Source organism: Cupriavidus sp. GW821-FHT07C08 (assembly GCF_059419025.1).
The window spans coordinates 111,982-126,389 of sequence record NZ_JBWKQZ010000007.1; the positions used below are offsets into that span (position 1 = coordinate 111,982).

Genomic DNA, 14,408 nt, shown 5'->3' on the forward strand with positions numbered 1-14,408 from the left:
CGGGCGCAAGGGCGTCAGCCCTCCAGTACGCGCAGCAGCGACGAGGTATCGTCCTTGCCCCAGCCGTTGGCCATCAACGTGCACAGTTGCGCCGAGGTGGCCTCCATCGCGGGCAGGTCCAGGCCGATTTCTTCGGCGATATCGCGCGCCAGCCCGAAGTCCTTGTCGTGCAGCCGCGCCTCGATGCCGGCGGCGAAGTTGCGCGCCACCATCTTGGGACCCATCAGGTCGAGCATGCGGCTGCCGGCCATGCCGGTCGCCATGGCCTCGAACACGCGGCCGGTGTCGACATTCTGCGCGGCGGCAAAGCGCATGGCCTCGGCAATGCCTTCGATATTGACCACCTGCGCGATCTGGTTGCACAGCTTGGCAACCTGGCCCGCGCCATGGTCGCCGATATGGGTGATGGTCTTACCCAGCAGTTGCAGCAGCGGGCGCACGCGCTCCAGCATCTCGGGCTTGCCGCCGACCATGATGGTCAGCGTGCCCGCCTCGGCGCCCATGGTGCCGCCCGAGACCGGGCAGTCCAGCGCCTCGATGCCGCGCGCGGCCAGCGCCGCGGCGATCTCGCGCGTGACGATCGGCGAGATGGTGCTGTGGTCCACGCAGATGGTGCCCGGCGCCGCGCCGTGGACCACGCCCTGCTCGCCCAGCAACACTTCGCGCACGTCTTCGGACGAGGTCACGTTGGTGAAGACGACGCTGGCGCCGCGCGCCGCTTCAGCCGGGGTGAAGAAGGGTTCCGCCCCCAGCGCGCGCGCGGCCTCGGCCGCTTCCGGGCGGCGCACGAAGGCGCGCACGGTGTGGCCGGCGGCCAGCAGGTGGCGGACCATGTGCGAGCCCATGGCGCCCAGGCCGATGAAGGCGACGGTGGTGGGGGTGAGAGTGGTGCTCATGCCATGCTTCCTTTCTTGATACGGCGGGCTACTTATCGCCCGCATAGGCGAACTTGCCGTTGCGGATCACCCCCATCACGCGCGAACGCTGGTCGAAGCCCTGGTGGTCCTTCGGGTTCAGGTTCATCACGCCGTTGGGGATGGTGAGGTTGGTGGTGGCTTCCAGTGCGTCGCGCATGGCGGCGCGGAATTCGCGCGTGCCGGGCTGGGCGCCGGTCTTCAGCGCGCGGCGGGCGGCGTCGTCCAGCAGCATCCACGCGCCCCAGGCGTCGCCGGCAAACTGCGTGACGCTGTCGGCGCCATACTTGCTTTCGTAGCGGTTGACGAAGTCCAGCGCCACCTTGCGCACCGGGTGGCTCTCGGGCAGCTGGCGCGCGACCACCACCGGCCCGGTCGGGAAGAGCGTGCCTTCCACATCCTTGCCGCCCATGCGCAGGAAGTCCCAGGTGGCGATGCCGTGGGTCTGGTAGACCTTGCCCTTGTAGCCGCGCTCGCCCAGCGTTTTCTGCGGCAGTACGGACGGCGTGCCGGCGCCGGCAATCAGGATCGCGTCCGGGTTGGCCGCCAGCAGCTTGAGCACCTGCCCGGTCACCGAGGTGTCGTTGCGCGAGAAGCGCTCGTTGGCGACCACCCTGATCTTGCGCACCTCGGCCAGCTTTGAGAATTCACGCCACCAGCTTTCGCCGTAGGCGTCGGCAAAGCCGATAAAGCCGACGGTCCTGACGCCGTGGTTGCTCATGTACTCGGTCAGCACGGTCGCCATGTGCGAGTCGTTCTGCGGCATCTTGAAGGCCCAGCGGCGCTTGGCGTCGGTCTGCGGCTCGACAATGGAGGCCGAGGCGGCCAGCGCCACCATCGGGGTCTCGCCCTCGGCCACGGCGTCGAGCGCGGCGATGGCGGTGGGGGTGATGTTGGGGCCGACGATCACGTCGACCTTTTCCTCGGAGATCAGCTTGCGCACATTGCGCACCGCCGCGGCCGGATCGGTGCAGTCATCCAGGATCACGTAGTGCGCCTTCTGGCCGCCCAGCGTCTGCGGCCACATCAGCACGGTGTTCTTGGAGGGAATGCCGATCGAGGCCGCCGGCCCGGTGGTGGACACATCGATGCCGACGCGGATGTCGGCATGCGCGGCGGCGCTGGTGAAGAGCAGGGCGCCGGCCAGCAGCAGGGGGCGCAGGGGCAGTGTCAGCATCGTCTCCTCCGTTCTTATATGTGACGGGAAGGATAGCCGAACTCGGCCGGCGGGGCACGCCTGCGCCCCGCCGCGGCCGTGCTGGTCAGCGCGCGCCCAGGCGCCAGAGCGTGGTCACTTCGGCGGAACGCGCCGCATGCAGCGGGTCGGCGGCATCGGTCGCGCGCGGGTGGCGCGGGCGGATATCGGAGCGGCCCAGCACCTTCAGCCCGGCGGCGTCGATCCAGCCCATCAGTTCCTCGCGCGGGCGCAGGCCGAGATGCTCGGCCAGGTCCGACAGCAGCAGCCAGCCTTCGCCGCCCGGCGCCAGGTGTTCGGCCAGCCCCTGCAGGAAGCCGCGCAGCATGGCGCTGTCCGGGTCGTAGACCGCGCGCTCGACCGGCGAGCTGGGCCGGGCCGGCACCCAGGGCGGGTTGCACACCACCAGCGGCGCCCGGCCTTCGGGGAACAGGTCGGCCTGAACGATCTCGACCTCCCGGGCGTATCCAAGCTGGGCGATGTTCTCTCGCGCGCAAGCCAGCGCGCGCGGGTCCTGGTCGGTGGCGACCACGCGCTGCACGCCGCGGCGGGCCAGCACCGCGGCCAGCACGCCGGTGCCGGTGCCGATATCGAAGGCGAGGGTCTTGGCCGGCAGCGGCTCGGCCGCGACCAGGTCGACATACTCGCCGCGCACCGGCGAGAACACGCCGTACCAGGGGTGGATGCGGTCTTCCAGCGCCGGGATCTCCACGCCCTTCTTGCGCCATTCATAGGCGCCGATCATGCCCAGCAGCTCGCGCATCGACGCCACGTAGGGCTCGCTGGCCGGGCCATAGACCTGTTCGCAGGCGTCGCGCACATCCGGCGCGCGGCGCAGCGGCACTTCGTGGCTGGCCTCGAACGGCAGCAGCAGCATGCCCAGCGTGCGGGCGCGTTGGGATTGGGCCAGCCGGTGCAGGTTGAAGGCCTCGATTGGCGACGCGGCCCCGCCCTTGGCCTTGTCCTTGGCTTTCTGGCCGGGGCGGCTGGCCTTCTTGGGCTTGCGCTCGGTACGGCGGGCCAGCGCGTGCAGCAGCTGGCGCGCGTTCTGGAAGTCGCCGCGCCACAGCAGCGCGGTGCCCTCGCAGGCGAGGCGGTAGGCGGTGTCGGCGCTGGTGGTGTCGTCGGCGATGACCACGCGGCGCGGCGGCGGCAGGCCGGCTTCAGAGCGCCAGGCGGCGCTGCGCTCGACGCCGTCCTCGGTCCAGTGAATGCGGGGCAGGTCGCTCACAGGGCCTCCGGCCGGCAGGGCGTGATGGGCAGCAGATGCATGGTTGGGTTTGCTTCTTATATAGAGAGAGGCGGCGGGGGCCGTCCTCAGAGTTCGTAGGCTTCGTGTTCGCCGGACATGGCCTGCTCAACCAGCTTGCGGTTGAGCGTCGGCGAGAACAGCTCGATGAAGGTGTAGACAAAGCTGCGCAGGTAGGCACCCTGCTTGACGGCCAGGTGCGTCACGTTGCTGCCGAACAGGTGGCCGGCCGAAATGCCGCGCAGGTTGCGGTCGCGCTCGGCATCATAGGCGACGCCGGCGACGATGCCCACGCCCAGCCCGATCTCGACATACGTCTTGATCACGTCCGCGTCGATGGCCTCCAGCACGATGTCCGGCTCCAGGTGGCGCAGCGCGAAGGCCTTGTCGATCTTGGTCCGGCCGGCAAAGTTGGCATCGTAGGTGATCAGCGGGTAACCCATCAGGTCTTCCAGCGCCAGGTGCTTCTTGTCCAGCAGCGGATGCTCGGGTGGCGTAATCACCATATGGGTCCACTGGTAGCCAGGCAGCGACACCAGGTTCTTGTCGGCGGAGATGCCTTCGGTCGCGATGCCGATGTCGGCCTGGTCGTGCAGCAGCATGTCGGCGATCTGCGCCGGGTTGCCCTGCTGTATCGACAGCCGCACCTTGGGGTAGCGCTTGGTGAACTCGCTGATCACCCGTGGCAGGGCGTAGCGCGCCTGGGTGTGGGTGGTGGCGATGGTGAAGTTGCCCTGGTCCTGTGCCGCATAGTCCATGCCGACGCGCTTCAGGCTCTCCACCTCCTGCAGGATCTTCTCGACCGAGCTCAAGATGCGGCGGCCCGGCTCGGTCAGGCTGCGGATGCGCTTGCCGTGGCGGGTAAAGATATCCACGCCCAGCTCTTCTTCCAGCTCGATGATGGCCTTGGACACGCCAGGTTGTGATGTGTAGAGCGCTTTGGCGGCCTCGGTCAGGTTGTAGTTCTGCCGGACGGCCTCACGCACGAAGCGAAACTGGTGCAGGTTCATATATCTGGGATCGTATAAACAAACAACTTCTTATTAGTTTGAGGTATGAGGCCAGTTTATTACGATTCTCGAACTTTGTTAATTAATGGCCAGCCCTCCGTGCGTCTTCTCGCAGCAGCCACTTTGTGATGCGAGATCCACGGGCCAGGCCCCACCGAGTCCCCCATGTCTGTTGCCTATACCGTTTCCGGTCTGTTTGTAGGCGTCCTCGTCGGTCTGACCGGGGTGGGTGGGGGCTCGTTGATGACGCCGCTGCTGACGCTGCTGTTCGGCTTCTCGCCGGCCACTGCGGTCGGCACTGACCTGGCGTTTGCGGCCATCACCAAGGGCTTCGGCACCATCGCGCACCGCGCCCACGGCCATGTGCAGTGGCAGGTGGTGCGGCGCCTGTGCATCGGCAGCCTGCCGGCGGCAGTGGCCGCCATCCTGGTGCTGAAGAGCGCCGGCGAGCTCAACGCCCAGTGGCTGCATGCGATCCGCCTGACCATCGGCGTGTCGGTGCTGCTGACCGTATTGTCGCTGCTGTTCCGCAAGCAGATGCTGGCCTGGCTGGAACGCAATCCGCGCTTCCAGCTGCACGGCCGCGCCCAGGTCATTGCCACCATCGCCGTCGGCGCCGTGATCGGCGTGCTGGTGACGGTGTCGTCGATCGGCGCCGGCGCGGTCGGCGCCACGCTGATCCTGCTGCTGTATCCCCATATGAAGCCGGCTGAAGTGGCCGGCACCGACATTGCCTATGCCGTCCCGCTGACGGCGCTTGCCGGGCTGGGCCATGTGTGGCTCGGCACGGTCGACTGGAATTTGCTGCTGGCGCTGCTGGTGGGTTCGATCCCCGGCATCTGGCTGGGCGCGCAACTGTCGCGGGCGCTGCCCGAACGGCTGGTGCGTGCCGCACTGGCGACCACGCTGACGCTGGTCGCCATCAAGCTCGTTTCCTGAATTCAACGAATACTGAACGGACCCCGCCATGTATCAGTACGACCAATATGACCAGCGCATCGTCGCCGAGCGCGTCGCCCAGTTCCGTGACCAGGTGCGCCGCCGCCTGTCCGACGAGCTGACCGAGGAAGAATTCCTGCCGCTGCGCCTGCAGAACGGCCTGTACATGCAGCGCCATGCCTACATGCTGCGCGTGGCGATTCCGTACGGCCTGCTGTCGTCCAAGCAGATGCGCAAGCTGGGCCATATCGCGCGCGAGTACGACCGCGGCTATGGCCACTTCTCGACCCGCCAGAACATCCAGTACAACTGGATGGAACTGGAGCGCGTGCCTGACGTGCTGGCCGAGCTGGCCAGCGTCGAGATGCACGCCATCCAGACCTCGGGCAACTGCGTGCGCAACATCACCACCGACCACTTCGCCGGCGTGGCGCCGGACGAGTCGGTGGACCCGCGCGTGCTGGCCGAGCTGCTGCGCCAGTGGAGCACCTTCCAGCCGGAATTCGCCTTCCTGCCGCGCAAGTTCAAGATCGCCATCTCGGCCTCGGCCAATGACCGCGCCGTGGTGCAGATGCACGACATCGGCATCTACGCCTACAAGAACGCCGAAGGCGAAACGCGCCTGCGCATCCTGGCCGGCGGCGGCCTGGGCCGCACGCCGATCCTGGGCACGATCATCAAGGACGACCTGCCGTGGCAGCACATGCTGTCCTATGTCGAGTCGGCCATCCGCGTGTACAACCGCTATGGCCGCCGCGACAACAAGTACAAGGCGCGCATCAAGATCCTGGTGAAGGCCATCGGCGCAGAGAAGTTCGCGCAGGAAGTCGAGGAAGAGTGGCAGCACAGCAAGGACGGCCCGGCCACGCTGACGCAGGCCGAGTTCGACCGCGTGGCGCAATACTTCACGCTGCCGGCCTATGAAAAGCTGGCCGACACCGACGCTTCGTACGAGAACCACCTGCTGGAAGACAAGGCCTTTGCGCGCTGGGTCAGCCGCAACGTGCACGGCCACAAGGTGCCGGGCTACGCCGCGGTGACGCTGTCGACCAAGCCGGGCGTGGCCTCGCCCCCGGGGGACGCCACCGACGCGCAGATCGAAGCCGTGGCCGACCTGGCTGACCAGTTCGGCTTCGGCGAGCTGCGCGTCGCGCATGAGCAGAACCTGATCCTGCCGGACGTGAAGAAGCAGGACCTGTACGCGCTGTGGCAACTGGCCAAGAAGGCCGGCCTCGCCACCCCGAATATCGGCCTGCTGACCGACATCATCGCCTGCCCGGGCGGCGATTTCTGCTCGCTGGCCAACGCCAAGTCGATCCCCATCGCGCAGGCGATCCAGGACCGCTTCGACGACCTCGACTACGTCTATGACCTGGGCGAGATCTCGCTGAACATCTCGGGCTGCATCAACGCCTGCGGCCACCACCACGTCGGCAATATCGGCGTGCTGGGCGTCGACAAGGATGGTTCGGAGTGGTACCAGGTCACGCTGGGCGGCGCCCAGGGCAACCAGACCGCGCTGGGCAAGGTGATCGGCCCGTCGTTCAGCGCCGAGGAAATGCCCGAGGTGGTGAGCCGCATCATCGACACCTTCGTGGCCAACCGCATCGAAGACGAACGCTTTATCGAAACCCTGTCCCGCATCGGCATCGCCCCGTTCAAGGAGCGCGTTTATGCCGACAAGCAGCCGCGCGAGCGCGCTGAAGCCTGAGGACCGGAGACTGAACATGGCAAAGATCATTCAACTGCAACAGGACGGCGCTACCGTCGCCCCCGTCATCGTCGATGACGCCTGGACCGTGCTGCGCGGCACCGCCGAGCAGCCGCTGACCGACGAGCAGATCGCCGCGGCCGTGCAAAGCCAGGACGCGGTGCTGTTTCCGCTGTCGGTGTTCAAGGCCAACGAAGCGCTGCTGGCCGGCCGCGACGCGGCCCGCACCGGCGTGTGGCTGGCCCCGGAAGACGAGCCGGGCGATGCCGAGGCGTATTTCGCGCGCGTGGCGCTGGTGGCGGTGGACTTCCCGGTGTTCCGCGATGGCCGCGGCTTTTCCACGGCCTACCTGCTGCGCACCCGCTACCACTGGAAGGGCCAGCTGCGCGCCATCGGCGACGTGCTGCGCGACCAGCTCAACTTCATGAAGCGCTGCGGCTTCGATGCCTTCGCGGTGCGCGCCGACAAGAACATCGACGACGCCATCAAGGGCTTCACCGAGTTCACCGTGACCTACCAGGCTTCGGTGGATGAGCCGCTGCCGCTGTTCCGCCGTGCGCGCACCGAAGGTGGTGCCGTGCAGTCGAAGGAAACGGCATGAGCACGGTGCTGAGCGAAATCGCGGTGGTCGATGCCGGAGCGGTGTCGGGACTGCGGCCGCCCGCGCTGTGGGTGGCGCCGGAATACACCGGCAGCATCGAAGCGCTGGCGCAGAAGGAACGTGAACTGGGCGAGCGCCTTGCCGGCATCGCCGCGCGCTTCTTCCGCGCGCGCTTTGCCTCGAGCCTGGCGGCCGAGGACATGGTGCTGACCGACGCCATCCTGCGCGGCACCGAAGCCGTGCGCGCCGGCATCCGCGTGTTCACGCTGCAGACCGGGCGCCTGCACGCCGAGACGCTGGCGGTGCTGGACAAGGTGCAGTCGCACTACGGCTACAGCATCGAGCAGTTCACGCCGGACGCCGAGGCCGTCGAGAACTACCTGAAGAAGAATGGCCTGAACGGCTTCTACGACAGCATCGACCTGCGCAAGGAATGCTGCGGCATCCGCAAGGTCGAGCCGCTGAACCGCGCGCTGTCGCACGCCGACGCCTGGATGACCGGCCAGCGCCGCGAGCAGGCCGTGACGCGCGCCGAGCTGCCGTTCGAGGAACTGGACGAGGCCCGCGGCATCCCCAAATTCAACCCGCTGGCGGACTGGAGCGAGGCCGAAGTGTGGGCCTACCTGAAGCGCCACAACGTGCCCATCAACGACCTGCACGCCAAGGGCTACCCGAGCATCGGCTGCGAGCCGTGTACGCGTGCCGTGCGCGCGGGCGAGGATGTCCGTGCGGGACGTTGGTGGTGGGAGAGCAAGGACTCGAAAGAGTGCGGGCTTCACGAACAGAACATCAAGCATTGAGGCCGGAAAAAATGGGCATCATGAACGACATCGCAGAAGCCACCAGCAGCGTGGCGCACCTGTTGCAAGTACAGAACGATCACCTCGACCGCCTCGAAGCGGAGTCGATCTACATCATCCGCGAGGTGGTGGCCGAGTGCCGCAACCCGGCGCTGCTGTTCTCGGGCGGCAAGGACTCGATCGTGATGCTGCACCTGGCGCTGAAGGCCTTCCGCCTGGGCGAGCGCAAGATCGAGCTGCCGTTCCCGCTGGTGCATATCGACACCGGCCACAACTATCCGGAAGTGATCGCCTTCCGCGACCAGCGCGTGGCTGAGCTGGGCGCGCGCCTGGTGGTGGGCCATGTGGAAGATTCGATCAAGCGCGGCACCGTGCGCCTGCGCAAGGAAACCGATTCGCGCAACGCGGCCCAGGCCGTGACGCTGCTGGAAACCATCGGCGAGCACCAGTTCGACGCGCTGATGGGCGGTGCCCGCCGCGACGAAGAGAAGGCCCGCGCCAAGGAGCGCATCTTCTCGTTCCGCGACGAGTTCGGCCAGTGGGACCCCAAGGCCCAGCGCCCCGAGCTGTGGAGCCTGTACAACGCCCGCATGGCGCAGGGCGAGCAGATGCGCGTGTTCCCGATCTCGAACTGGACCGAGCTGGACGTGTGGCAGTACATCGCCCGCGAAAAGCTGGCGCTGCCGCCTATCTACTATTCGCACCAGCGCGAAGTGGTGCGCAAGAACGGCCTGCTGGTGCCGGTCACGCCGATCACGCCCAAGCAGGACGGTGACGTCAGCGAAGTGCTGTCGGTGCGCTTCCGTACCGTCGGCGACATCAGCTGCACCTGCCCGGTGGCCAGCGTTGCCGATTCGCCGGAAGCGATCATCGCCGAGACCGCGGTGACCGAGATCACCGAACGCGGCGCCACCCGCATGGACGACCAGACCAGCGAAGCCTCGATGGAACGCCGGAAGAAAGAAGGCTACTTCTGATCCCGGACGCAGCAAAGGAATTCAACATGACTCACCAAGCAACTCATCAAGGCCTGCTGCGCTTCATCACCGCCGGCTCCGTCGACGACGGCAAGAGCACGCTGATCGGCCGCCTGCTATATGACAGCAAGGCCGTGCTGTCCGATCAGCTGACCGCGCTGGCCAACGCCAAGAACAAGCGCACCGCCGGCGAGCAGATCGACTTCTCGCTGCTGACCGACGGCCTGGAGGCCGAGCGCGAGCAGGGCATCACCATCGACGTGGCCTACCGCTACTTCTCGACGGCGCGCCGCAAGTTCATCATCGCGGATACGCCGGGGCATGAGCAGTACACCCGCAACATGGTCACCGGCGCTTCGACCGCGGACGCGGCCATCGTGCTGGTCGATGCCACCCGCGTCACCGTCACCAACGGCCGTGTCGAGCTGCTGGCGCAGACCAAGCGCCACTCGGCGATCCTGAAGCTGCTTGAGATCCGGCACGTGATCGTCGCCATCAACAAGATGGACCTGGTCGACTACAGCGAACAGCGCTTCAACGAGATCCGCACCGCCTACACCGAACTGGCCGAGCAACTGGGCCTGAAGGATGTGCGCTACGTGCCGGTGTCGGCGCTGCGCGGCGACAACATCGTGCACGAGAGCGATGCCATGGCCTGGTACCAGGGCGAGCCGCTGCTGCCGCTGCTGGAAGAACTGCCGGTGGAAGAGGCCGCGCCCGAGGATGACGCCGCGCTGCGTTTCCCGGTGCAGCTGGTGATCCGCCAGGACGGTTCGCAGTCGGACGACTTCCGCGGCTATGCCGGCCGCATCGAAGCCGGCACCGTGCGCGTGGGCCAGAAGCTGCGCGTGCTGCCCGCCAACCGCGAGGCCGTGGTGGCCGAAGTGTTGACGCCCAACGGCGCCGCCGAATCTGCCAATGTCGGCGACACGGTCACCGTGCGCCTGTCCGAGGACGTGGATGTATCACGCGGTGACATGTTCGTCGCCGCCGATGCCGCCACCGCGCCGGCCAAGAAGCTGCAGGCCGACCTGTGCTGGTTCGACGACGAATCGCTGAACCCGGCGCGCAAGTACGTGCTCAAGCACACCACGGCCAGCGTGTTTGCGCGCGTGTCGGCGGTGGACCGCGTGCTGGACGTGCACACCCTGTCGCACGAGACCGGCCGCCACGATATCCGCCTGAACGATATCGGTTCGGTGCAGATCTCGCTGCAGAAGCCGATCGTGTGCGATGCCTATGGCGACAACCCGGCAACGGGCGCCTTCGTGCTGATCGACGAAGCGACCAACCACACGGTGGCCGCGGGCATGATCCGTGCGTTCTCCTGATCGGTAACGACAGGAAAGGGACCGGAGATGAACAAGCAGGCGCAGAAGACTTACGGCAAGGTGTTCCTGATCGGGGCAGGCCCCGGTGCGGCAGACCTCATTACGGTGCGTGGTGCACGGCTTTTGGGCGAAGCCCAGGTGGTGCTGCATGATGCACTGGTGTCGCCGGAGATGCTGGCCTGGTGTCCGCAGGCCGAGCTGGTCGAGGTGGGCAAGCGCTGCGGGCAGCGTTCCACCGCGCAGCTGTTCATCAACCGGCAGATCGTCGACCTGGCCAGCAAGTACGAACGCGTGGTGCGCCTGAAGGGCGGCGATCCGATGCTGTTCGGGCGTGCCGACGAGGAGCTGCAGGCGCTGGAAGCGGCCGGCATCGAGTATGAAGTGGTGCCGGGCATCACGGCGGCGCTGGCGGCCGCTTCGGCGATTGGCAAGCCGCTGACCAAGCGGGGTGTGTCGCGCAGCGTGGCGTTTGCCACGCAGGCCAAGGCTGCGGATGGTGACGGCTCGGCCGATATCGAAGCCGCGGTCAAGGCCGATACGCTGGTCTACTACATGGGCCGCGACCAGGCGGCGTCGATTGCCGCGCAGCTGATCGCGCATGGCAAGCCGGCGTCCACGCCGGCGTGGGTGGTGGAAGCCGCCAGCACGCCGCGGCAGCGTAGTCGTGAATTCACGCTGGGCCGGATGGCAGCGGGCGAGGCCGCGGCGTGGATCGATCCGGTGCAGCCGAGCCTGCTGATGATCGGGGCGGCGCTGGCTGCGCGGGCTACCGAAACACCGCGCGAAGGCGTGGACGAAACCGTCGTGCAGGCGCCGCGCGCTGCCTGAGCGCACTACGCACCACTAGAAAAAAAGCCCTGTACCGGCATGCCGGTACAGGGCTTTTGTCATCGGGGGCCATGTTTCTGCTCAGGGCTGGCCGCTTGCGGGCATTGAGGCAACGCAGTACGCCGCCATCGCATCGAGCACCGCATCGGCCTCGCCTGCTGCCGTCGCGCAATGGATGCTCAGCCCGGGATGCGCTTGCCGGCATTGGTCGAGCAAGGCCGGCAGGTCGCGCCGCAGGTGGCCGCCCTGGCCCAGGAACACCGGCACCACGGTGGCGTCGGACACGCCGCGCGTTGCCAGGTCGGCGAGCGCGTCGGGCAGCGCGGGCGTCATCAGTTCCAGGAACGCCAGCCGCACCTCGCACCCGGGCAGGGCAGCGGCCACCTTCTGCTGCAGGCGGTCGAACGGCTCGCGCCAGCGCGCATCGCGCGCGCCATGCGCGAACAAGACCAGGGCCCGGGCGGAGGCGGTCATGGCAGCCCGCCCCTCAGTGCCGGTCCACCCAGCGCAGCGCCAGCAGCGCCACCATCAGGTAGAGCGTGCCTGGCACCAGCGCCGAGATGATCGGCGGCCACGTATGCAGCAGGCCGACGTGCGAGAACAGCGTGTTCGACAAGTGGAACGACAGCCCCAGCATGATGCCCCCGAACACCTTGACGCCGACGGCGCCGGCACGGGCGTGCAGGTAGGCGAAGGGCAGGGCCAGCGCCACCATCACGAACAGTGTCAGCGGGTAGATCACCTTCTTCCAGAAGGCGATCTCATAGCGCTGCGTGTCCTGCTTGTTGTCACGCAGGTGGCGGATATAGCGGAACAGGTCCAGCGTCGACATGCGCTCAGGCGTCACCAGCAGCACCGACAGGATCTGCGGCGTCAGCTCGGAATGCATGGTCACGCGCGGGAACTTGACCTGCTCGGCACGGAAATCCGGGGCCAGCGCATCGCGTGCCGGCTTCGCTCCCTGCGCCGCGGGCGCCAGCTCGATGAAGCGGGTCTCGTTGACGCCCTGCAGTTCCCACGACTGGCCACCCTGGTAGCGCCCCTCCTGCGCCACGCGGATCAAGCGCAGGCGGTATTGCGGGTCGAACTCGTACATGGTGATGCCGGTGATGGTCTGGTCCGGCCGCAACCCCGCCACGTTGACGAAGCGGGTGATCTCGCCGCCGCCGGTGGCGGCATCCTTGTCGCGGTCCTTGACCCAGACGCCCGAACGGAAGCCCGACGACACGGTTGCGCCGATTGCCTCGAGCTTGATCTTCTGCGCGTACTGCTCGGCGCGGGGACCGATGAACTCGCCGAAGATAAAGGTCACGATGGCCAGCGGCACCGCCAGCTTGAACAGCGAGAACAGCGCCTGGCGCGTATTCAGGCCGGCCACGCGGAAGATGGTGTACTCGGACTGGCTGGCCAGCTGTGAGAACACGTAGATCGCGCTGATCAGCACCGCGATCGGCAGCACCTCATACACCCGCGTGGGCGCCTGCAGCAGGACGTGGAACAGCGCGATCAGCGAGGTGTACTGGTTGGTGACGCTCTCCAGCTCGTTGAGCATGTCGAAGAACACAAACAGCGACAGCACCGCGAACAGGATAAAGGCGAACACGCCATAGACCAGCCGGCCGAAGTAGCGTTCATAAACACGCAGGATCCTCATGCCCGGCCTCCGGTGGCCGCGGCATCGCGCCTGCGCAGGCCGAACACGGCGCGCCAGCCGCCCAGGCTGCGGTTCTGGCGGTAGCGGAACAGCAGCAGCGCCCCCACGAACACCACCAGGTGGATCGGCCACCACGCCAGCCAGAACGGGATCGCACCCGAGCGCACCCAGGACTGCGACAGGTTGATCAGGTTGCTGTAGGTCAGGTAGATCAGCACCGCGAACACCAGCGGCGTGTAGCGGCCCAGGCGCGGGTTCACGTAGGCCAGCGGGATCGCGATCATGACGAAGTTGAAGGCCAGGATCGGCAGCGAGATGCGCCACACCAGCTCGCCCAGGTTTTCGCGCGTGGGGTTGCGGATCAGGTCGATGGTGTCGCGGCTCTTGGGCGGCTGGTCGGCCTCGGACTCGGGCGGCTTGTTGTCCACCTTGACCGCGTAGCGTCCAAATTCAACGATGCGGTAGTCGATCTGGCCGGGCGTGCCCGAGTAGCGGCGGCCGTTTTCCATCACCACCAGGCGGTCGCCGTTGGGCATGGTCTCGAATTTGCCCTGGTGCGCCAGTGCCACGCCGATCTTGTCGGCCTCGGAGTTGGCGACGAAGACATTGCGCGCATACTTCATGTCGGCATCCATGCCCTCGATGAACAGCACGTAGTTGGCCTTGGCCGGCTCGATAAAGCGCCCCGCGGCAATCATCGACATCACGCCGCGCTGCTCGAAGCGGTCGCGGAACAGCGCGCTCTGCTGGTTGGCCCAGGGCCAGGCAAACATGCCCAGCAGCAGCGCCAGCACGACGAAGGGTGCGGCGAACTGCAGCACCGGCTTGACCAGGTCACGCAGCGAGATGCCGGCCGAGAACCACACCACCATCTCCGAGTCCTTGTACCAGCGCGTCAGCACGATCAGGGTGGAAATGAAGAGCGTGGCCGACAGCAGGATCGACAGGTAGCCGATGGTGGCCAGGCCGATCAGCATCAGCACGTCGTTGGGGCTGGCCTTGCCGTTGGCGGCCATCCCCAGGATGCGGATCACGAGCGACGTGAGCATGAAGGTCAGCATCACCAGGAACACCGCCCCGGCGGTGTAGGCAAGCTCGCGTCGCAGGGCTTGTTGAAGGATCATGCGGGTTCGGTTCCGGGCTGCCGGCCGGAGCGGGCGATGTGCCGTGCGAGGTGCCTGGCAGAACAGCTGGCTGGC

Annotated in this window: 14 protein-coding genes; 7 read left to right on the plus strand and 7 right to left on the minus strand. The window is 67.0% G+C overall.

The window, feature by feature from the left end; translation table 11 throughout:
* Positions 1–14 precede the first annotated feature (14 nt).
* The 4 genes from AC07UK_RS11590 to AC07UK_RS11605 form a co-directional block, all read right to left on the minus strand.
* Positions 15–941, minus strand: coding sequence for an NAD(P)-dependent oxidoreductase (locus tag AC07UK_RS11590; RefSeq protein ID WP_494686516.1), 927 nt, complete (start codon positions 939–941; stop codon positions 15–17).
* A complete protein-coding gene (locus tag AC07UK_RS11595) occupies positions 925–2,091 on the minus strand; it encodes an ABC transporter substrate-binding protein (protein WP_494686517.1) in 1,167 nt (388 codons plus the stop codon). Before AC07UK_RS11595 ends, AC07UK_RS11590 begins: the two co-directional genes overlap by 17 nt.
* 85 nt (positions 2,092–2,176) lie before the next feature.
* Positions 2,177–3,340 (minus strand): methyltransferase, encoded by a 1,164-nt coding sequence (locus AC07UK_RS11600; protein WP_494686518.1) that lies wholly within the window; start codon positions 3,338–3,340, stop codon positions 2,177–2,179.
* Positions 3,341–3,426: 86 nt separating this feature from the next.
* The gene (locus tag AC07UK_RS11605) at positions 3,427–4,368 is read right to left on the minus strand and encodes a CysB family HTH-type transcriptional regulator (RefSeq protein ID WP_010814948.1); all 942 of its coding nucleotides are present in this window, start codon (positions 4,366–4,368) and stop codon (positions 3,427–3,429) included.
* A 165-nt stretch (positions 4,369–4,533) separates the two neighbouring features.
* Here AC07UK_RS11605 and AC07UK_RS11610 point away from each other — a divergent pair, with 165 nt between their 5' ends.
* Genes AC07UK_RS11610 through cobA form a run of 7 tightly spaced genes read left to right on the plus strand, consistent with a single transcriptional unit; the run spans position 4,534 to position 11,555 of the window.
* Positions 4,534–5,307: a sulfite exporter TauE/SafE family protein gene (locus AC07UK_RS11610; RefSeq protein ID WP_013957833.1), complete on the plus strand. Its 774-nt coding sequence runs from the start codon at positions 4,534–4,536 to the stop codon at positions 5,305–5,307.
* Between the two features lie 28 nt (positions 5,308–5,335).
* Entirely contained in the window at positions 5,336–7,018 is a 1,683-nt protein-coding gene (locus AC07UK_RS11615; protein WP_494686519.1) for a nitrite/sulfite reductase, read from the plus strand.
* A gap of 16 nt (positions 7,019–7,034) precedes the next feature.
* The gene (locus AC07UK_RS11620) at positions 7,035–7,619 is read left to right on the plus strand and encodes a DUF934 domain-containing protein (protein WP_494686520.1); all 585 of its coding nucleotides are present in this window, start codon (positions 7,035–7,037) and stop codon (positions 7,617–7,619) included.
* On the plus strand, positions 7,616–8,419 hold the full coding sequence (locus AC07UK_RS11625; RefSeq protein ID WP_494686521.1) for a phosphoadenylyl-sulfate reductase: 804 nt from the start codon (positions 7,616–7,618) through the stop codon (positions 8,417–8,419). The genes AC07UK_RS11620 and AC07UK_RS11625 overlap by 4 nt, the downstream gene beginning before the upstream one ends.
* An 11-nt stretch (positions 8,420–8,430) precedes the next feature.
* A complete protein-coding gene (cysD, locus tag AC07UK_RS11630) occupies positions 8,431–9,396 on the plus strand; it encodes a sulfate adenylyltransferase subunit CysD (protein ID WP_010814943.1) in 966 nt (321 codons plus the stop codon).
* A gap of 26 nt (positions 9,397–9,422) precedes the next feature.
* Entirely contained in the window at positions 9,423–10,727 is a 1,305-nt protein-coding gene (locus AC07UK_RS11635) for a sulfate adenylyltransferase subunit 1 (RefSeq protein WP_494686522.1), read from the plus strand.
* Between the two features lie 27 nt (positions 10,728–10,754).
* Complete coding sequence (cobA, locus tag AC07UK_RS11640) at positions 10,755–11,555, plus strand: uroporphyrinogen-III C-methyltransferase (RefSeq protein ID WP_494686523.1); 801 nt, start codon at positions 10,755–10,757, stop codon at positions 11,553–11,555.
* 81 nt (positions 11,556–11,636) lie between these two features.
* Here cobA and AC07UK_RS11645 read toward each other — a convergent pair whose 3' ends face one another.
* From AC07UK_RS11645 to lptF, 3 genes are read right to left on the minus strand one after another with little or no spacing between them, the layout of a single operon-like run.
* A complete protein-coding gene (locus AC07UK_RS11645; RefSeq protein WP_494686524.1) occupies positions 11,637–12,029 on the minus strand; it encodes a sirohydrochlorin chelatase in 393 nt (130 codons plus the stop codon).
* Between the two features lie 13 nt (positions 12,030–12,042).
* Positions 12,043–13,209, minus strand: a complete 1,167-nt coding sequence (lptG, locus tag AC07UK_RS11650) for an LPS export ABC transporter permease LptG (RefSeq protein ID WP_436222510.1) — start codon at positions 13,207–13,209, stop codon at positions 12,043–12,045.
* Positions 13,206–14,333, minus strand: a complete 1,128-nt coding sequence (gene lptF / locus AC07UK_RS11655) for an LPS export ABC transporter permease LptF (protein ID WP_013957824.1) — start codon at positions 14,331–14,333, stop codon at positions 13,206–13,208. Before lptF ends, lptG begins: the two co-directional genes overlap by 4 nt.
* Positions 14,334–14,408 lie beyond the last annotated feature (75 nt).